The organism is Rhodoferax sp. (assembly GCF_028714215.1).
In the GTDB taxonomy this organism is placed as follows: domain Bacteria; phylum Pseudomonadota; class Gammaproteobacteria; order Burkholderiales; family Burkholderiaceae_C; genus Rhodoferax.
Map to the genome: position 1 here is coordinate 15,250 of NZ_JAQTMS010000056.1, position 19,146 is coordinate 34,395.

Genomic DNA, 19,146 nt, shown 5'->3' on the forward strand with positions numbered 1-19,146 from the left:
TGCAAGGGCCGGATGGGCTGGCTCTTCAATTCGTCAAAAGGACCTCATCATGTTCAAACGTCAGACTCTCGTTCCGGGCACGCTGCTCGCCGCACTGCTGTCGACCCTGTTTCTTTCCCTGCCGGCTCAGGCCGGCCTGCTGGGCGGTGGCGCCGGCGCCGTGGTGGGCGGTTTGAGTGGCGGCTGGGGCGGTGGTTTCGGCCCGGGCCGCATGGATATGGGCGGCACTGCGGCGGGCCAGGCCAGTGGCCGTCAGAGTCCTCTGCTGCCGCGCGGCGACGACCTCAACCAGCAAGCCGGCAGCGTCAAGCAAGGCACTTCAGCCAATACCAGCCAGCAGGGGTCTATTGCGCGTGAGCGCGCCGGCAGCCTCGGTGCTGCCTTGACCGGCGCCGGTGCGGCCGGCACCGAGCTGTCACGCAGCGCGGCACAAAAGCCGGGCGACACGACGCGGCAGGCAAAAGGCCCCGACGGCGGCAGCGCCAGCGGCAAGCAGGGTGCCGCCAACCCGCCGCCTCAGGTCGACGCTGCCGCCAGCAGCGACGCTTCGGCGCAGGCTTCCGCCAGTCGCTGAAAGGCAATAACGGGCAGGCGCCGCAAGATCGCTACGGTTGCGCCGGCGCCGCCCAGGGTTCTCAGGGCGGCGCCGCTGGCAAAGCTGGCCGCAACAACCAAGCCGGCCGGGCACCGGCGCCGACCGCCAGACCAACCGACCAGAACACCACCGACACGCCCACCACGGCCCCGGCCGTACCGAACAGCAGCGGCATCAGCACGCTGGAGGCATTGATCGCCATCAGCCGCAGACCGAGCGCCTCGCCATGCCGCGCTGGCGGGGTGATCTGGTGCAAGGTGCTCATGATCATGGGCTGAACCGAACCCAGCGCCAACCCCAGCAGGACCGAACAAAGCCCCATCGCCGGGGCCGAGACCATGAACGGGTAAAGCACAAAAAGAAGCGCCGTGATCAGCATCGCCGCGCTGACCACAACCCATTCGTGCACGCGCGCCGCAAAGACCGGCATGACCACCCGCACCAGGGTTGCGGCAATCGCAAAAGCGCCCAGAATGGCGCCAATCGTCGAGGCACTAAAGCCGCGCTCGTAACCCAGCACCGGCACGACAAAAGTGTGGACGTCCCAGCAGGAAGACAGCAACCAGTTCACCAGCATCAGCCGGCGCATCAGAGGCTCGCGCAACAAGTCCAGCGTCTGCTGCGTCGCTGCACCCGGTTGGACGACCAGCGGTGGCAACTCCTCGGTGTGGCGCACCCACAGCCAGGTCGCCAAGGGCAACAAGGCGAGGAACAAAAAGGCGGCACGAAAGCCGCCGTGGTCGATCAGCAGTCCGGCGGCCAGCGGCCCGATGAAATTGGACACAGCCGGACCGATGGCCAGCCAGCTGAACACCTTTTTGAGTTCGGTTGCGCCCTGCGCCGCCCGCCCGACATGGCGTTGCAGGGAAATCGATGCCACACCGGTGGCGCCTCCGGTCATCAAGGCACTCAGGCACAGCACCTCGAAGCGCGGAAACAACAGCGCCAGACCAGCCCCCAAAAACGCCGCCACGACACACAAGGCGACCGGGCGCTTGAGCCCGTGGCGGTCCACGTAGCGCCCGGCCGGCAGCGCCAGGAAAACCTGGGTCAGGGCGAACAAGGCCAGCAAAAAGCCCACCGCCAGCGCACTGAAACCCTCGCGCAGCGCCAGCAAAGGCGCCGCCATGCGCATGCCGGCCATGCAGGCGTGCAAGCAAATCTGGCCGGCAATCAGACGCGCCAGCGCAAAGCGGGGAGTTGGCGTGGCCAGCGGCGCGGGGCTCACGCCGGCCCCGCCTCCACGTCACTGTCGAAGTCCTTGTCCAGCGGAATCAACGCCGCCACCTGGGGCTCCGGCAGTGCCTCCACTTTCTTCAGAGCCCGGCCCATGGCGCGGCTGCGCGTCTCGGCACTGTCGAGCGTCTTGAGCACGGTCTCGGTCTGCGACTTGACCTTGGCCAGCACGTCGCCAAACTTGCCGAACTCGGTCTTGACTGCGCCCAGCACCTGCCACACTTCGCTGGAGCGTTTCTCCAGCGCCAAAGTGCGAAAGCCCATCTGCAACGAGCTGAGCATGGCCAGCAGCGTGGTCGGGCCGGCCAGTGTGATGCGGTGCTCGCGCTGCAAGGCCTGCATCAGACCGGGACGTCGCAGCACCTCGGCGTACAAACCCTCGGTCGGCAGAAACAGGATGGCGAAATCGGTGGTGTACGGCGGCTCCACGTATTTGTCGACGATGGATCTGGCCTCCAGCCGGATGCGCAACTCCAGCGCCTTGGCCGCCGCCTCCACCGCTGCCACATCGGCCCGAGCCTGGGCATCGAGCAGGCGCTCGTAGTCTTCGTTGGGAAACTTGGCATCGATCGGCAGCCACAGCGGCTCGCCATTTCCCGATTTGCCGGGCAGCTTGATGGCGAAGTCGACCACGTTTTTGGAGCCGGGGCGGGTCGCCACCTGCGCCGCGTACTGGTCCGCCACCAACACCTGCTCCAGCAGGGAGGCAAGTTGCGCCTCGCCGAAAATGCCGCGCGTCTTGACGTTGGTCAGCAGATGCTTGAGGTCGCCCACGCCTTGCGCCAGCGTCTGCATCTCGCCCAGGCCTTTGTGCACCTGCTCCAGCCGGTCGGCCACCTGTTTGAAACTCTCCCCCAGTCGAGTCTGCAAGGTGGTCTGCAATTTTTCATCCACCGTGGCGCGCATCTCGTCGAGCTTGCCGGCGTTGCTGGCCTGCAATTGGGCCAGTTGCGTCTCCATGGTTTGCCGCACCTCCAGCAGACGCCTGGCGTTGGATTCGCTCAAGGACTGGAGTTGCAGCGTCAAGGTGTCGGACAAGGTTTTTTGCAGCAGCGTCAACTGCTGGCCAAAGGCGTCGATCTGGGTGTTTTGGGTGCGCGTGGCTTCGGCCCCCTGCTGCACCAGGGACTGCTGAAAAGTGGCCAGGTTCTGCGTCATTTCCTGCCGCCCGGCGCGCGCCGACTCGCCGATCTCGCGCCGCAACTCGCGCTCCAGCCGCTCGTTGCCGCCCTGCAGCGCCGCCAGCAACTCGGCCCGGCCCTGAGCCGCCGCCAACAAGCCGGCGGAATCCAGGCGGCGCACCACCAGCCACAACAATAACAAGCCGTTCAAACCGGCAAGTGCCAAACCCAGCCACAGCAAAACATCATTCAAACCGGCTTCCTCCAAACCCCTATTGTTGTTCAAAAAAAAGGCCTCGCTGTGCGAGGCCTTCCGTGTGGCTTGAAAAAGCGAACCGATTACAGTTTTTGCCCTGCCATGAAGGAGTCGAAACGACTTTCGGCAAAACGGAACCAGGCCACCTGGTCGCGCTGGAAGGTACGCAGATCGGCGTAAATCTTCTTCCATTCCGGACTCTTGGCGTCATTCTCGGCAAACACCTCCATCGAGGCCTTGAACGAAGCGTCCATGACAGCTTGCGAGAACGGCAGCACCTTGGTCTTGGCCGCCACCAGTTGCTTCAAGGCCGGCGGATTGAGCGCATCGTACTTGGCCAGCATGTCGGTGCTGGCCAGTGCCGAAGCCGCGTCAATGATGGCCTTGTACTCAGGCGACAAACCGTCAAACGCCTTCTGGTTGATGAAGAAGTCCACTTCCGGACCGCCTTCCCACCAGCCCGGATAGTAGTAAAAAGGCGCCACTTTGTTGAAGCCCAGCTTCTGGTCGTCGTAAGGACCGACCCATTCGGCCGCATCAATAGTCCCTTTCTCCAGTGCCTGGTAAATTTCGCCGCCCGGGATGCTTTGCGGCACGGCACCCAGCTTTTGCATCACCTGGCCCACCAAGCCGCCACCCAAGCGCATTTTCAAGCCCTTGAAGTCGGCAACCGATTTGATTTCCTTGCGGAACCAGCCACCCATCTGGGTGCCGGTGTTGCCACCGGCAAAACTGGTCATGTTGTAAGCGGCGTAAAGCTCGTTCATCAACTTGCGACCGTTGCCGTGCATCATCCAGGCGTTCATCTGGCGCGCATTCAGGCCGAAGGGCACAGCCGAACCAAGCGCAAAGGCCGGGTTCTTGCCATAGAAGTAATAGGGCACGGTGTGGGCCATTTCCACAGTGGCATTCTGCACGCCGTCGACCACGCCAAACGGCGGCAACAACTCGCCACCGGCATGCACCGAAATCTCGAACTTGCCACCCGACATGGCCTTGACGGCCTTGGCAAAGACCTCGGCACCGCCGTAAATAGTATCCAGCGACTTCGGAAAACTCGAAGCCAGACGCCAACGGATGTTGACACCCTGGGCGTGTACAGCGGGCGCTGCACCAGCGGCCAGAATACTGGCAATACCCGCGTTTTTAATTATCGACCGACGATCCATGTAGTTCACTCCTGGAGTTGTTGATTAAAAATCCCGTCGTGCAGCTAGACACAACGACGACCCATTACAGTCACCCGACATTGTAGAAACATGCGTGGCCCGCATGGTGCGGGTTTTCCCTTGCGGGGCAGATCGCCAAGCGATTCTGAACCCTTGCGGGGCAGACCGCCAAGCGGCTCTGAGCCCTGCCGGGGCTGACCACCAAGTGGTTCAGAACCCTTGCGGGGTGGAGCGCATCAGGCAACGGTCAGGCGACCGCTTTCAGCGCCGGGCGCCCGGACTCCAGCAGCGGCGCAAAGCGCTTGAGCACCGAAGCCTCGATACCGGCCGCGTCCAGTCCTTGCAAAGCCAGCAGCTTGACCGGGTCGCCGTGCTCTATGAATTCGTCGCGCAAGCCCAGTTGCAGCAGCGGCTTGAGCACCCCGGCCGCTTGCAAGGCTTCACTGACGGCGCTGCCAGCGCCGCCCATGACCGCGCCCTCCTCCAGCGTCACCAGCGCTTCGTGCGTCGCGGCCACTTCAAGCAACAGCGCCCCGTCCAGCGGCTTGACCCAGCGCATGTTGACCACCGTGACATTGAGCGCCTTGGCGGCTTCCAGGGCCGGGTACAACAGCGTGCCGAACGCCAGAATGGCAACCCCTTTGCCTTGCCGCCTGATTTGCGCCTGACCAAAAGGCAGCGCCTTCAGACCGGGCTCAACCGCAACCCCGGCACCGGCACCGCGCGGATAGCGCACGGCCACCGGATGTTGCTGCGCAAAAGCGCAGGACAGCAGTTGTCGACACTCGTTTTCATCCGCCGGACAGGCCACGCTGATGTTGGGAATGCAGCGTAAATAAGGAATGTCATAGGCTCCGGCATGGGTGGCCCCATCGGCGCCCACCAGTCCGGCCCGGTCCAGCGCAAACACCACCGGCAGGTTTTGAATCGCCACGTCGTGGATCAACTGGTCGTAAGCCCGTTGCAGGAAAGTCGAGTAAATCGCCACCACCGGTTTCAGGCCCTCGCAGGCCAGCCCGGCGGCAAAAGTCACCGCATGCTGTTCGGCGATACCGACATCGAAGTAGCGCTCGGGAAAAAGCGCTTCGAATTCCACCATGCCGGAACCCTCGCGCATGGCCGGCGTGATGCCCACCAGCCGCCGGTCCTGCGCCGCCATGTCGCACAGCCACTGGCCGAAAACCTGCGTGAAGGTCTGCTTGGGCGGCGTGCTGGGCTGTTGCAGGCCAATGGCCGGATCGAACTTGCCGGGGCCGTGATAGGCCACCGGATCGGCCTCGGCCAGCTTGTAGCCCTGCCCTTTTTTGGTCACCACGTGCAGGAATTGGGGGCCCTTCAAGTGCTTGATGTTTTCCAGCGTGGGGACCAGCGAGTCGAGGTCGTGGCCGTCGATCGGTCCGATGTAATTGAAGCCAAACTTCTCGAACAAGGTAGCCGGCACCACCATGCCCTTGGCGTGTTCCTCGATGCGCTTGGCCAACTCGAACAGGGGCGGCGCGCCTTTCAGAACGGTCTTGCCGGCGTTCTTGGCGGCGGCGTAGAACTGTCCGCTCAGCAGCTTGGCCAGATAGCGGTTGAGCGCGCCCACCGGCGGGCTGATGCTCATGTCGTTGTCGTTCAGGATGACCAGCAGGTTGCAGTCGGCCACACCGGCGTTGTTGAGCGCCTCGAAAGCCATGCCGGCGGTCATCGCCCCATCGCCAATGACGGCTACCACGCAACGTTCTTCGCCCTGGATCTTGGCTGCCAGGGCCATGCCCAGGGCGGCTGAAATGGAGGTGCTGGAATGCGCCGTGCCAAAGTCGTCGTACTCGCTCTCCCCGCGTTGCGGAAAGCCGCTCAAACCACCCAGTTGCCGCAGGGAGTCCATGCGTTCACGCCGCCCGGTGAGAATCTTGTGCGGATAAGTCTGATGCCCCACATCCCAGACCAGCCGGTCATGCGGCGTGTTGAAGACATAGTGCAAGGCCACCGTCAATTCCACGGTACCCAGATTGGAGCTCAAATGCCCCCCTGTTTTTGAAACGCTGTCGAGCAGGTAGGCGCGCAATTCGGCGGCCAGCAGATCGAGTTGCGCGCGCGGCAACAGCCGCAGGTCGGCCGGGCTATGGATGGTTTCCAGCAAGGGATACAACGTGTTTGACATGGGCTATGTATTGACCAGTATTATTTCAGCAGCAACGGTTCACCACCATATTGGCCAGACCGCGCAGCGCCCGCGTGTCCCGCAAACCACTCTGGGCCAGTGCGGTCAGCGCCTGCTCCAGCAACTCCTGCGCATAGGCGGCAGAGCGCTCCAGTCCCAGCACCGACACGTAGGTCGGTTTATCCTGGCAGGCGTCCTTGCCCGCGGTCTTGCCCAGCGTGGCCGAGTCGGCCGTGACGTCAAGAATATCGTCCACCACCTGGAACGCCAAACCGATGGCAGCGCCATAACGGCTGAGGGCCGCCCGCGCGGCGCCGGGCAGCTCCGCAAAGGCCGCCCCCATCATGACGCTGGCTTGCAACAAGGCACCGGTCTTGAGACGGTGCATCTCGCGCAATTGGCTCTCCGACAGCCTGGCGCCGACGCTGGCCAGGTCAATCGCCTGCCCGCCGGCCATGCCGGCACTGCCGGCAGCCCGCGCCAGCAAACGACAGAGCTGGGCCTGCAAGCCGGCCGGCATGCCGGCATCCGGCGTCAACAGCTCAAACGCCAGTGCCTGCAAGGCGTCGCCGGCCAGTAGCGCCCTGGCTTCGCCAAATTTCACGTGCACGGTGGGCTTGCCGCGGCGCAGCACGTCGTTGTCCATGCAAGGCATGTCGTCGTGCACCAGGGAATAAGCGTGAATCAGCTCGACCGCGCAGGCGGCGCGCAAGGCCGCTGTATAGCGCTCGGCCGGCAGCAGCATTTCGCCGCTGCCAGCCACCTCCGGCGGCTCGCCAGTGACCGACTCGCAGGCCGCCAGCAGCAGCAAGGGGCGCAACCGCTTGCCGCCATCCAGCACCGCGTAGCGCATGGCTTCGATCAGCTCGGCCGGCGCGCCGTGATCGACGGCGGCGCCGCCGTTGGCGCTGACCCAGCGACCAAGCGCCTGTTCAACACTGGCCAGATGCCCGCCACTCCACGCGCCCAGGTCAAATGGGGTATCGACTTTCACTCCGGCATCCACGTCTTGAGCATCCCCTGGTCCAGCACCTTGATCTGGCCTTCCACGGCTTCCAGCCGAGCGCGGCAAAACTTCAGCAACTCGGCGCCGCGCTGGTATTGCGTAAGCAGTTGCTCCAGCGGCATGGCGCCCGATTCCAGCCGCGCCAGCAGCTGTTCAAGCTCTTCCAGAGCGGCTTCAAAACTGGCCGGTTTGACGGAACCGGAACGGGAGGCACTGGCCATGGGCAGGATATTGTTTAGAACGGAAAGCTTGGATTTTAGGCGCTGGCGTGCGGCCTGCGGAAGGAATGGGCTTATTCCAGTCAGGTCATCCGCCAAAGGATGGCGCAGGGTTGCCGGCCTGGCAGGGAACCGTCTTGTTGCGGCGGGCCACACTGTCTGGCCGGCGATGCTGAGAAGAACGGGCTTTTTGGAGCGGTCTTCTGGCCTTCGATTCCGGCTCGGCCTGTGTACATTGGGACGTGTCTCATGGGCTTGCCATGCGAGGCGCAATTTTTGCGCCTGCGACATCCCCGAAAGTGTATGAATACCAACCAGAATACCGCTGCGACCGTCTCCATCGGACCAGATTTCGTCCTCACCGACAAGGATTTTTCGAAGATCCGCACCCTGATACATCAGCGTGCCGGGATCGCGCTGAGCGCGCAAAAGCGGCAAATGGTGTACAGCCGCCTGGCCCGACGTTTGCGCAAACTCAAACTGAAGGAATTTTCCACCTATCTGAATTTTCTGGAGGCCGATCCGAACGGCGAAGAGTGGCAATTGTTCACCAACGCGCTGACCACCAACCTGACCTCGTTTTTTCGGGAATCGCACCACTTCCCGGCCCTTGCGGAGCACGTTCGAGGCTGTCCGCAACCGGTCACGGTCTGGTGCTCGGCCGCCTCCACCGGGGAAGAGCCGTACTCGATTGCAATGACACTGATCGAGGCGCTGGGCAACCGCGCCGGTGGCGCCAGCGTGCTGGCCACCGACATCGATACGCAGGTGCTGGCGGTCGGGGCGCAGGGCATTTTTTCGATGGAACAGGTCAGCAAACTGGAACCGGAACGCCTCAAGCGCTTTTTCCTGAAAGGTTCGGGCGCGCATGCCGGCAAGGTCCGGATACGGCCGGAAGTGGCGGCGCTGGTGAAGTTCCAGCAGCTCAATCTGCTGGACGCCAAATGGGCCCTGGCAGAGCCGTTCGACGCCATTTTCTGCCGCAACGTGATGATCTATTTCGACAAACCGACGCAAGAGCAGGTTCTGCAGCGCTTTGCTCCGCTGATGAAGCCGCACGGCTTGCTGTTTGCCGGCCATTCCGAGAACTTTTCCTTTGCCAGTCACACCTTCCGGCTGCGCGGCAAGACGATTTACGAGCTGAGCGCCAGCCGGGCAAAGGCAGGCGCATGAATTCAGTGGCCACTGAGCCGGCCGCGACCCTGCATTACTTTGACCGCGAGTTTGGCATTCCGGCGGTCAAACTGTTACCCGGCGAGTACTATGTCACGTCCGAGGATATGTTGTTGACCACCGTCTTGGGCTCCTGCGTTTCAGCCTGCGTGCGCGATGGCGCGGTCGGCATTGGTGGCATGAACCATTTCATGCTGCCGGAAGACGCGGACCCGGCCGGGCGGGACGCCGCTGCCGCCATGCGCTATGGCGCTTACGCGATGGAAATGTTGATCAACGAGTTGTTCAAAGCCGGCGCCCGGCGTGAGAGACTGGAAGCCAAGGTGTTTGGTGGCGGCGCGGTACTGGCCAATATGACACAGCTCAATATCGGCGACAACAACGCCGATTTTGTGTTGCGCTACCTCGAAACCGAGCGCATCCGCGTGGTCGCCCAGGACTTGCGCGGCAATCTGCCCCGGCGCATCAATTACTTTCCTCTGAGCGGCCGGGTCGCCATGCGAAAACTGCGCCGGCAGGAGGACACGCTGCTGGTGCAACATGATGAACTGGCGCTGGCGCAGGCGCTGGCCAAGCAGCGCGCCTGCAACAAGGCGGCGCTGTGTAACACCGGACTTCCCGGAAACCTTGCCAACAAAGATTCGTGGGCCGCATGAATACAAAAAAAATCACGGTTTTATGTGTCGACGACTCGGCGCTGATACGCAGCCTGATGACCGAGATCATCAACAGCCAGCCCGACATGACAGTGGTGGCGACCGCCTCCGATCCCCTGGTCGCGCGCGATCTGGTGAAGCAGCACAACCCGGACGTGATGACGCTGGACGTTGAAATGCCACGCATGGACGGACTCGAGTTTCTCGAAAAACTGATGCGCTTGCGACCGATGCCGGTGGTCATGGTGTCGTCGCTGACGGAACGGGGCTCGGAAGCGGCACTGCGCGCGCTGGAATTGGGGGCCATCGATTTTGTCACCAAGCCGCGCCTGGGCATCCGTGACGGCTTGCTGGCCTACACCGACCTGATTGCCGACAAGATCCGGATTGCCGCCGCCGCCCGGCTGCTGCCCGCCAAGCGGGCCGCGGCCGCGGGCCAGCCGGCGGCCCCGGCCGAAACACCTCTGCTGCGCAGCCCCCTGCTCAGTACCGAGAAGCTGATCATCATCGGCGCCTCCACCGGCGGCACCGAAGCGATCCGGGAGGTCTTGCAACCGCTGCCACCGGACAGCCCGGGCATCATGATCGCCCAGCACATGCCGGCCGGTTTCACCAATTCGTTTGCCCAACGCCTGAACGGCTTGTGCCGCATCGCCGTCTCCGAGGCGCGCCAGGGCGAGCGGATCTTGCCGGGCCATGCCTACATCGCGCCGGGTGGCTTTCATTTGTCGCTGGCGCGCAGCGGCGCCAATTATGTGGCCCAGGTAGACCAGGAGCCGCCGGTGAACCGGCATCGTCCGTCGATTGACGTGCTGTTTGATTCAGCCGCAAAATACGCCGGCAAAAATGCCATCGGCGTGATTCTGACCGGCATGGGACGCGATGGTGCCGAAGGCCTGCTGCGCATGCGCCAGGCCGGTGCCCATACACTGGCCCAGAACGAGGCCAGTTGCGTCGTGTTTGGCATGCCGCGTGAAGCGATCGCCATCGGCGCCGCCGTTGAAGTCGCCACGCCGCAGGAAATGAGTCAGCGCATGATGGCACACTTGCGGTCGCTGGGTGAACGGACTAATCGGGTTTGAGCAGTGAGGAAATCAGGGCCTTTGGCGGGTATGTCCGCTGTGTTGGCAGTCAATTTTTGGAGTGAATGTGGTCGATAAAAACATCAAGATACTGGTGGTGGACGATTTCCCGACGATGCGTCGAATTGTTCGCAATCTGCTCAAGGAACTGGGCTTCGTCAATGTCGATGAAGCCGAGGACGGCGCGGTCGGCCTGGAAAAGCTCAAGGGTGGCCGCTACGGTTTTGTCGTCTCCGACTGGAATATGCCCAATATGGACGGCCTGGCCATGCTGCGGGCCATTCGCGCCGATCCGGCCATGGCCAAGCTGCCGGTCCTGATGGTGACCGCGGAAGCAAAAAAGGAAAACATCATTGCCGCCGCCCAAGCTGGCGCCAGCGGCTATGTCGTGAAGCCGTTTACCGCCGTCACACTGGAAGAAAAAATCAGCAAGATATTCGAGAAGCTTGAAAAGGAAGGTGCTTGATATGGCACAGGAGCAACTTGCCACCCCGGTGGGCGATTCGGCCGAGCAACTGGTGAATCGGATCGGCCAATTGACGCGCCAGATGTTAGAGAGCATGCGTGAGCTGGGCCTGGACAAAGGCATCGCCATGGCGGCCGAGGCCATTCCCGACGCCCGCCACCGCCTCGGCTACGTCGCCCAGATGACCGAACGCGCGGCCGAACGGGCCCTCAACGCGATCGACATCGCCCAACCGATCCAGGAGAACCTGTCAAAGCAGGCCAATACCTTGAACGAGCGCTGGAACCTCTGGTTCGCCTCGCCTCTGGAGTTGGCCGACGCGCGCGAGCTGGTGACGGACACGCGGGGCTATTTGTCGGAAGTCCCCCGGCAAGTCAGCGCCACCAACGCCCAATTGATGGAAATCATGATGGCGCAGGACTTTCAGGACCTGACCGGACAAGTCATCAAGAAAATGATGGACGTGATCCGGGAGATGGAAACCCAGTTGCTGCAACTGCTGGTCGACAACTCGCCTTCTGAAAAACGCCCGGACAGCGGCAACAGCTTGCTCAACGGACCGAAGATCAAGCCGGTCACCCCGGACACGCTGGACGATCAGGACCAGGTCGACGATCTGCTGGCCAGTCTGGGCTTTTAGCAACTTGTGCTGATTGGGCGATGAACAGGCCTATCCCGGCTTTGTTTGGCTGATCGATTCGGGGCTCCAGCCTCAATAATATTTCGGATGAGGCGCATTGCGCCTGGCGCTCCGGAGCATTGATGGCGGAAGAAAGTGATCTCGAAAAAACCGAACCGGCCTCGCCCCAGCGTCTGGAAAAGGCGCGCGACGAGGGGCAGGTGGCGCGCTCCCGCGAACTGGTCACCTTCACGATGCTGGTTACGGCCCTCGGCGGCCTGTGGGCCATGGGGGAAACGATAGGCGGGCATTTTGGCAGCGCCATGCGCGATGGCCTGCAATTCGAGCGCACCTCCGCCTTCGACGCCTCCCACATGATGGTGCATGCCGAAGGCGCCGTGGTGCACGCCTTGCAGGCCTTGCTGCCGCTGCTGGTGATGATGCTGGTGGCGGCGCTGCTGGCGCCCATGCTGCTGGGCGGCTGGCTGCTGTCGACCAAATCGCTGGCGCCCAACTTCTCGAAACTGAACCCGGTGGCGGGCATCGGCCGCATGTTTTCGACCGAGACCCTGGCCGAACTGGTCAAGACGATTGTCAAGTCCCTGCTGGTCGGCGGCGTCGCCTGGTGGGTCATCGCCGGCAACATCAGCGCCCTGATGGCGTTGATGAACGAACCGATCCACGCGGCGCTGCCGCACGCCCTGAAACTGGTGGCTGCCAGTTGCGCCCTGATCGTCGGCTCGCTGCTGCTGGTGGTGGCGCTCGATGTGCCGTACCAATTGTGGAGCCATGCCCACAAGCTGCGCATGTCGCGCGAGGATTTGCGCCAGGAGCAGAAGGAAAACGACGGCGATCCCCAGGTCAAGGCCCAGATTCGGCGCCAGCAACAACAGATGGCCAAGCGCCGGATGATGGCCGAAGTACCGAAAGCCGACATCATCGTCACCAATCCGACGCACTACGCGGTGGCCCTGAAATACCGCGACCAGGAAATGCGGGCACCGCGCGTGATCGCCAAGGGCGCCGATCTGCTGGCCTTGCGCATTCGGGCGCTGGCCGAGGAACACAAGATTCCGGTGCTCGAAGCGCCGCCGCTGACCCGCGCCCTGTACCGCCACACCGAGTTGGGTCAGGAAATCCCGCTGGCCCTGTATGCGGCCGTGGCCGAGGTGCTAGCCTGGGCTTACCAGTTGCAGCGGCTGGGCAGCGAAGGCGCCAGTTTGCCGCGCCCGCCCCGCAACTTGCCGGTGCCTGAGGCACTGGTTCCCCAGGAACTCCCGGCATGACGCTACTGAGTTCCTGGTTGCGCCTGGCCGGCTTGATGGCCTCAGGCAACAAGAGCAAGGGGCTGGTCGGCCCGGTGCTGATCATCCTGATCCTCAGCATGATGGTGTTGCCGCTGCCACCGTTCCTGCTGGACCTGCTGTTCACCTTCAACATCGCCCTGTCCATCATGGTGCTGCTGGTCAGCATGTACACCATGAAGGCGCTCGATTTCGCCGCCTTCCCGGCGGTGCTGCTGTTCACCACGCTGCTGCGCCTGTCGCTCAACGTCGCTTCCAGCCGCGTGGTGCTGATGGAGGGACACACCGGACCGGATGCCGCCGGCAAGGTGATCGAGGCGTTTGGCCATTTTCTGGTGGGCGGCAACTTTGCCGTCGGCGTCATGGTCTTCATCATCCTGGTGGTGATCAACTTCATGGTCATCACCAAGGGTGCCGGCCGGATTGCCGAAGTCGGTGCCCGGTTCACGCTCGATGCCATGCCGGGCAAGCAGATGGCGATCGACGCCGACCTCAATGCCGGCCTGATCGGTGAAGACGTGGCGCGTAAACGGCGTGCCGAAGTGGCGCAGGAAGCCGCCTTCTACGGCTCGATGGACGGTGCCAGCAAGTTCGTGCGCGGCGATGCCGTGGCCGGTCTGCTGATTCTGGTGATCAACATCATCGGCGGCCTGATCGTCGGCGTCGCGCAGCACGGCCTGGACTTCTCGGCCGCGGCCACCACTTACACCCTGCTGGCCATCGGCGATGGCCTGGTGGCGCAAATCCCGGCGCTGGTGATTTCCACCGCGGCCGGCGTCATCGTCTCGCGCGTCACCACCGACGAGGACGTCGGTGGGCAACTCACCGGGCAACTGTTTGCCAATCCGCAGGTGCTGTTTTTGACCGCCGGTGTCATCGGCCTGATGGGCTTGATTCCGGGCATGCCCAATCTGGCCTTTCTGATCATTGCCGGTGGCCTGGTCTGGCTCGGGCGCCGGGTCGCGCAACGCAGCGCCAGCGCTGTCAGCGTCGGCGCCGCGGCTGCCGCACCGGCGCCAGCGGCGACCGAGCCGCAGGAGGCCAGTTGGGACGACGTGGCGCTGGTCGACCCGCTGGGACTGGAAGTGGGCTATCGCCTGATCTCCCTGGTGGACCGGGCGCAAAACGGCGAACTGCTGGGTCGCATCAAAAGCATACGCAAGAAATTCGCCCAGGAAATCGGCTTCCTGGCGCCGGTGGTCCACATTCGCGACAACCTCGAGATCAAGCCCAACGCCTACGTGATCAAGCTCAAGGGGGTGCCGATCGGGCATGGCGAGGCCGCGCCGGGCCAATGGATGGCGATCAATCCGGGCCAGGTCAGTGCCACGCTGCCCGGTACCCAGACCAAGGATCCGGCATTCGGCTTGCCGGCCATCTGGATCGACGCCAGCCTGCGCGAGCAGGCCCAGATTTATGGCTACACGGTGGTCGACGCCAGCACCGTGGTGGCGACGCACCTGAATCACCTGATTCACGCCCACGCCGCGGAGTTGCTGGGACGCCAGGAAGTGCAGCAGTTGCTGGACCGTATCGGCAAGGAGTCGCCGATGCTGATCCAGGATCTGGTGCCCAAGACCTTGTCGCTCACGACCCTGCAAAAAGTACTGCAGAACCTGCTTGAGGAGGAGGTGCCGATCCGGGATATGCGCACCATTCTCGATGTGCTGGCCGAGCATGCGCCTAGCGTCTCCGACACCACCGAATTGACGTCCCTGATCCGGCTCGCATTGGGACGCGCCATCGTCCAGCAAATCTATCCCGGCAACGAGGAGTTGCAGGTGATCGGCCTGGACAGTTCGCTCGATCGCGTACTGCTGCAGGCGCTGGGCAACAGCGGCGGCCTGGAGCCCGGTCTGGCCGACAGCCTGCTGCGGGAGACCCAGACGGCGATCGATCGGCAGACGCAACTGGGCCTGGCCAGCGTGCTGGTGGTGCAACATCCGCTGCGCGTCCTGCTGGCCCGTTTCCTGCGCCGCAACCTGGCCCAACTGAAGGTCTTGTCGCACGCTGAAATACCCGACAACCGCACCATCAAAGTTACCGCCACGATTGGAGGAAGAGCTTGAATAACAGCATGGAAGTCAGCACCGCAGCCTGTAAGGTGGTGGCGCCGTCGAGTCGCGAGGCGCTGCGTCTGTTGCGCGAAAAGATGGGCCCCGACGCCCTGGTACTGTCCAATCGCGTCACCGCCAACGGCGTTGAAATCCTGGCCACGATGGAAGAGCAAGTGGCCCGGCTGCTGAGCGCCGCGGCGCGCCCGGCGCAGCCGTCCGCGCCCTGTGCGGTGGCGGAACCGGTGGCAGCCGTCCCCGACGACAGTGTTCTGCGGGAAATCCATTCGATGCGCGAAATGGTGGAGGAGCAGTTGGCCGGCATCTCCTGGAACGAGAAAAAGGAACGCGACCCTTTGCGGGGGCCGTTGCTGCGCGCGCTGCTGGCGGCCGGCTTCAGCGCCCGCCTGGCGAAAAACATTTTGGGCGGCCTGCCCGGCGGCCACGACTTTACCGGTGGCATGGACTATGCCAAGTCGGAACTGGCGCGCCAACTGCCCATGCTGGAGGATGAAGCGGCCATGATGGACGCCGGCGGCGTCTATGCGTTGACGGGACCGACCGGGGTTGGCAAGACCACCACCACGGCCAAGCTGGCGGCCCGCTGCGTGATGCGCTTCGGGTCGAAGAAACTGGCCCTGGTGACAACTGACAGTTACCGTATCGGCGCCTACGAGCAGTTGCGCATCTATGGCCAGATTCTGGGCGTCACGGTGCATGCCGTGAAAGACGCCGCCGATCTGGAGCGCGCCCTGCTGGACCTCGCCGACAAGCACATGGTGCTGATCGACACGGTGGGCATGAGCCAGCGCGACCGCGCCGTCTCGGACCAGATCGCCATGCTGTGCGGCTCCAGCCGGCCGGTCAAGCGCCTGCTGCTGCTCAACGCGTCCAGCCATGGCGACACCCTCAACGAAGTGGTGCGAGCCTACCGCCACGGCGAGCAAACACCCGGCAGCACCGATCTGGCGGGCTGCATCTTCACCAAAGTCGACGAAGCCACCCATCCCGGGGCCTTGATCGACACGGCCATCCGGCACCAGTTGCCGGTGCACTACATCTCCAACGGGCAGAAAGTCCCGGAGGACCTGATGACGGTGAACCGCGCCGCCCTGATCGACCAGGTGTTTCAGGCCAACAGCCGCAGCGCACTGTTTGTGCCCGGCGAGGCCGATCTTGAAGAACGCCCGGCGCCGCCCGACCCGAAGGCGGAGCAGGCCACCGCCACAGCGATCTGGCGCTTGCGCGCGCAGTGCCAGGAACTGATAGAGACGCTGACCCAGAATGCGCGGCAAGAGGCCTGTCAGGTCGGCGCGCCGGCCAGCCAACGCAGCGCTGGCGAGGCCATCGTGGGGAGTCGCCCGTGAGAAAAGTGGTGAGCGATCAGGCCGATGGCTTGCGCCATCTGATGGCCAACAGTCCGGGGCAAATGCTGGCCGTGGTGGGCGGCGGCCCGGCCGTCGGCGTTACCAGCGTGACCCTGAACCTGGCGGCGGCATTGGTGCAACAGGGCAAGGACGTACTGCTGCTCGACGAGCACCGGGCCGCGCCGGCGCCCACGGCGGCCCAGCGCCAGGGGCGGCTGCTGCTGATCGACGCCCGGCTGGACGCACAAGGAGCGCTCTCACCGCTGGCGGCGCAGGCCGATAACGTGCTGGTGGTGCTGCAACCGAACGCGCCATCGATCAAGGCCTCTTATGCCTGCATCAAGGGCCTTCACTACGCCCATGCGCTACCGCGCGTGCGGGTATTGGTCAACTTCGCCACCGACGCGGCCCAGGCGCAACACATTCTGGCCAATCTGGCGCATGCCAGCGGCCGCTATCTGGCACTGGCACTGGAAAGTGCCGGTTGGGTCCGGGCCGATCCTCGGCTGGCGCAGGCCCGGCGCCTGAATTTGACTGTCGTCGAAGCCTTTCAAACCAGTCCGGCGGCGCTCGACTTTCGCCAGATTGCCTCCGATTTGCCGCACTGGCCATGGCGTCGGCAAGCGTGCGCCGAGCCGGCCACGGCAGTGCCCGGCGCGCCCGCCAGACCGGTGTTGGAGTTGCACTGAAGCAGGCCTCAAAGCTGACCTGCGACAACTATTTTGAAAGCCGGAGGAATCCTGAATATGTACACCGCCCAGGGAAAAATCGACAAGTCCGGCGCGTCGGCCCTGCTGACCCAATACGCGCCGCTGGTTCGCCGTCTGGCTTTGCAGTTGATTGCCAAACTGCCGGCCAGTGTCGAACTCGACGACTTGATCCAGGTCGGCATGATGGGTCTGCTCGACGCCGCCGAGCGCTACCAGGACGACCAGGGAGCCAAATTCGAAACCTACGCCAATCAGCGTATTCGCGGTGCCATGCTGGACGAGCTGCGCGCCAACGATTGGGTATCGCGCGGCTTGCGGCAATCGTCGCGCAGCGTGTCCTCGGCGGTTCAGGCCCAGGAACAGAAGCTGGGACGCTCGCCGACCGAAGGCGAGGTGGCGCAGGAACTGCAGATGTCGCTGGAGTCCTACCAGCACCTGTTGCGGGAGATTCACGGCTGCCAACTGGTTTATTACGAAGACTTCGATCGCGACGACCAGGAAAACAACTTTCTGGACCGGCAAAGCAAGGGTCCCGAGTCGATGCGCATGGACCCCTTGACACAACTGCTCAAGGGCGACTTCCGGCGCCAGTTGATCGAAGCCATCGAACGCATGCCGGAGCGCGAGCGCCTGCTGCTGAGCCTGTACTACGAGGAAGAGCTCAACCTGCGGGAGATCGGCGCCGTGCTGGAGGTCAACCAGTCGCGCGTCTGCCAGCTCCACAGCCAGGCCATCTGCCGGCTGCGCGCCAGCCTGCGCGAAGCCATCGAGGCACTGGCCAGCTAGTCTTGCTCAAACACAGAAATATCGAAACATGAAAATGTTGACCGCCCTCCCCCTGGCTAAAGTTTTTCCCGATCCTGCCGATAAACAGGGCTGGGCATCCGTCAAAGCACTGTCTCGTCTGGACCCCTGGCGCGCCGGCATTGGGAACTAATTTAGGTTCGTTGATTTATTGAGGATTCTTATGCAACTTGCTACCTTGATGCGGCGCTTTACCATCCGTTTTCGCATGATGGCGGCCATCGGCATGGTGGCGCTGGCCCTGATTTTCATCGGCGGCATCGGCGTCATCGCGCAGTTGTCCATCAACACCATCGCCACCGCCCTGGTCACCCATGACATCACGTCGATCGCCGAGGTGGCCCGCCTGCAACTGGCCATGAGCAATCTGCGTCTGAATGAAAAACAGATGGTGATCCAGTACGAAAACAGTGTTGAAGCAGGGCGCTACAAGGAAGCCTGGAGCGCCTCGCTGGCGCAGATTCAAAGCTCCGCCAAGGCGCTCGCACCCTTGCTGCCACTGGATGCGCAGCGCACCCAATTGGCGCAGGTGGTGACCGACATCAAGCAGTTCAGCAGCGAATTCGAACCGATGGCAAAGCAGTTGGAGAGCATGAGTTTTCCGTCGGCGCAGGTGGCCTCGGCCACGATCGACAAGTTGCAGCCGATTTTCGACAAGGCCAACAAATCATTGACCTCGCTGGCCGTGGAATTGCAGCGCGCCACGGAAGCCAGCCAAGGCAAATTGCAGCAAACCGTGAATCAGGGGATTGAACTGATCGCCGGCCTGACCGGCCTGCTGCTGCTGATCTTCGTTCCGCTGACAATCTGGAACATGCGCGCGATTTGCCAGCCGATCGACAAGGCGCAGCAAGTTGCCAAGGCGATCGCGCAGGGGGATCTGACCGATCACCAGGTCGACAGCCTGGGTGACGATGAAGCGGCCCAATTGCTGCGTTCGCTGGAGGCGATGCGGCATTCGCTGGACCGGCTGGTCGGGCAGGTGCGGACCTCAACCGACAGCATGGCCACCGCCAGCGCCGAGATCGCCTCCGGCAACCAGGACCTGAGCGCGCGTACCGAACAGACCGCCAGCAACTTGCAGCGCACCGCCTCCAGCATGGATGCGTTGACGAACATGGTGCGCCAGTCGGCCGAAGCGTCGCGCCAGGCCAACCAGCTGGC

18 protein-coding genes are annotated in these 19,146 nt (G+C 63.3%); 12 read left to right on the forward strand and 6 right to left on the reverse strand.

Annotated features, from left to right (window positions below; genetic code table 11):
- The first annotated feature begins 49 nt into the window (after nucleotides 1-49).
- Nucleotides 50-574 (forward strand): hypothetical protein, encoded by a 525-nt coding sequence (locus PHS32_RS19785; RefSeq protein ID WP_301080842.1) that lies wholly within the window; start codon nucleotides 50-52, stop codon nucleotides 572-574.
- A gap of 61 nt (nucleotides 575-635) precedes the next feature.
- Here the strand turns inward: PHS32_RS19785 and PHS32_RS19790 are convergent, their stop codons facing one another.
- From PHS32_RS19790 to xseB, 6 genes are all read right to left on the reverse strand, one after another.
- Entirely contained in the window at nucleotides 636-1,823 is a 1,188-nt protein-coding gene (locus PHS32_RS19790) for an MFS transporter (RefSeq protein ID WP_301080843.1), read from the reverse strand.
- Nucleotides 1,820-3,205 (reverse strand): DNA recombination protein RmuC, encoded by a 1,386-nt coding sequence (gene rmuC / locus PHS32_RS19795; RefSeq protein ID WP_301080844.1) that lies wholly within the window; start codon nucleotides 3,203-3,205, stop codon nucleotides 1,820-1,822. The genes PHS32_RS19790 and rmuC overlap by 4 nt, the downstream gene beginning before the upstream one ends.
- A gap of 86 nt (nucleotides 3,206-3,291) precedes the next feature.
- Nucleotides 3,292-4,377, reverse strand: coding sequence for a TRAP transporter substrate-binding protein (locus tag PHS32_RS19800; RefSeq protein WP_301080846.1), 1,086 nt, complete (start codon nucleotides 4,375-4,377; stop codon nucleotides 3,292-3,294).
- Nucleotides 4,378-4,624: 247 nt separating this feature from the next.
- On the reverse strand, nucleotides 4,625-6,523 hold the full coding sequence (gene dxs / locus PHS32_RS19805; protein WP_301080847.1) for a 1-deoxy-D-xylulose-5-phosphate synthase: 1,899 nt from the start codon (nucleotides 6,521-6,523) through the stop codon (nucleotides 4,625-4,627).
- A gap of 25 nt (nucleotides 6,524-6,548) precedes the next feature.
- Nucleotides 6,549-7,517 (reverse strand): polyprenyl synthetase family protein, encoded by a 969-nt coding sequence (locus tag PHS32_RS19810; protein ID WP_301080848.1) that lies wholly within the window; start codon nucleotides 7,515-7,517, stop codon nucleotides 6,549-6,551.
- Nucleotides 7,514-7,750, reverse strand: a complete 237-nt coding sequence (xseB, locus tag PHS32_RS19815) for an exodeoxyribonuclease VII small subunit (protein WP_301080849.1) — start codon at nucleotides 7,748-7,750, stop codon at nucleotides 7,514-7,516. The genes PHS32_RS19810 and xseB overlap by 4 nt, the downstream gene beginning before the upstream one ends.
- A gap of 300 nt (nucleotides 7,751-8,050) precedes the next feature.
- On the opposite strand from xseB, the gene PHS32_RS19820 reads away from it, so the two are divergent.
- The 11 genes from PHS32_RS19820 to PHS32_RS19870 all read left to right on the forward strand — a co-directional run.
- Nucleotides 8,051-8,920, forward strand: a complete 870-nt coding sequence (locus PHS32_RS19820) for a CheR family methyltransferase (protein WP_301080850.1) — start codon at nucleotides 8,051-8,053, stop codon at nucleotides 8,918-8,920.
- Nucleotides 8,917-9,576: a chemoreceptor glutamine deamidase CheD gene (cheD, locus tag PHS32_RS19825; protein ID WP_301080851.1), complete on the forward strand. Its 660-nt coding sequence runs from the start codon at nucleotides 8,917-8,919 to the stop codon at nucleotides 9,574-9,576. The genes PHS32_RS19820 and cheD overlap by 4 nt, the downstream gene beginning before the upstream one ends.
- Nucleotides 9,573-10,658, forward strand: coding sequence for a chemotaxis response regulator protein-glutamate methylesterase (locus tag PHS32_RS19830; RefSeq protein WP_301080852.1), 1,086 nt, complete (start codon nucleotides 9,573-9,575; stop codon nucleotides 10,656-10,658). The genes cheD and PHS32_RS19830 overlap by 4 nt, the downstream gene beginning before the upstream one ends.
- 67 nt (nucleotides 10,659-10,725) lie before the next feature.
- The gene (gene cheY, locus PHS32_RS19835; protein ID WP_301080853.1) at nucleotides 10,726-11,124 is read left to right on the forward strand and encodes a chemotaxis response regulator CheY; all 399 of its coding nucleotides are present in this window, start codon (nucleotides 10,726-10,728) and stop codon (nucleotides 11,122-11,124) included.
- A 1-nt stretch (nucleotide 11,125) separates the two neighbouring features.
- Nucleotides 11,126-11,764, forward strand: coding sequence for a protein phosphatase CheZ (cheZ, locus tag PHS32_RS19840; RefSeq protein ID WP_301080854.1), 639 nt, complete (start codon nucleotides 11,126-11,128; stop codon nucleotides 11,762-11,764).
- Nucleotides 11,765-11,886: 122 nt separating this feature from the next.
- Nucleotides 11,887-13,029 (forward strand): flagellar biosynthesis protein FlhB, encoded by a 1,143-nt coding sequence (gene flhB, locus PHS32_RS19845; RefSeq protein WP_301080855.1) that lies wholly within the window; start codon nucleotides 11,887-11,889, stop codon nucleotides 13,027-13,029.
- A complete protein-coding gene (flhA, locus tag PHS32_RS19850; RefSeq protein ID WP_301080856.1) occupies nucleotides 13,026-15,116 on the forward strand; it encodes a flagellar biosynthesis protein FlhA in 2,091 nt (696 codons plus the stop codon). The genes flhB and flhA overlap by 4 nt, the downstream gene beginning before the upstream one ends.
- Nucleotides 15,117-15,124: 8 nt before the next feature.
- Entirely contained in the window at nucleotides 15,125-16,468 is a 1,344-nt protein-coding gene (flhF, locus tag PHS32_RS19855) for a flagellar biosynthesis protein FlhF (RefSeq protein ID WP_301080857.1), read from the forward strand.
- Nucleotides 16,465-17,157, forward strand: a complete 693-nt coding sequence (locus PHS32_RS19860) for a hypothetical protein (RefSeq protein WP_301080858.1) — start codon at nucleotides 16,465-16,467, stop codon at nucleotides 17,155-17,157. Before flhF ends, PHS32_RS19860 begins: the two co-directional genes overlap by 4 nt.
- Nucleotides 17,158-17,214: 57 nt before the next feature.
- Nucleotides 17,215-17,964 (forward strand): RNA polymerase sigma factor FliA, encoded by a 750-nt coding sequence (locus PHS32_RS19865; protein ID WP_301080859.1) that lies wholly within the window; start codon nucleotides 17,215-17,217, stop codon nucleotides 17,962-17,964.
- Nucleotides 17,965-18,145: 181 nt separating this feature from the next.
- The coding region (locus PHS32_RS19870) for a HAMP domain-containing protein (protein WP_301080860.1) at nucleotides 18,146-19,146 on the forward strand (1,001 nt) is incomplete at its 3' end.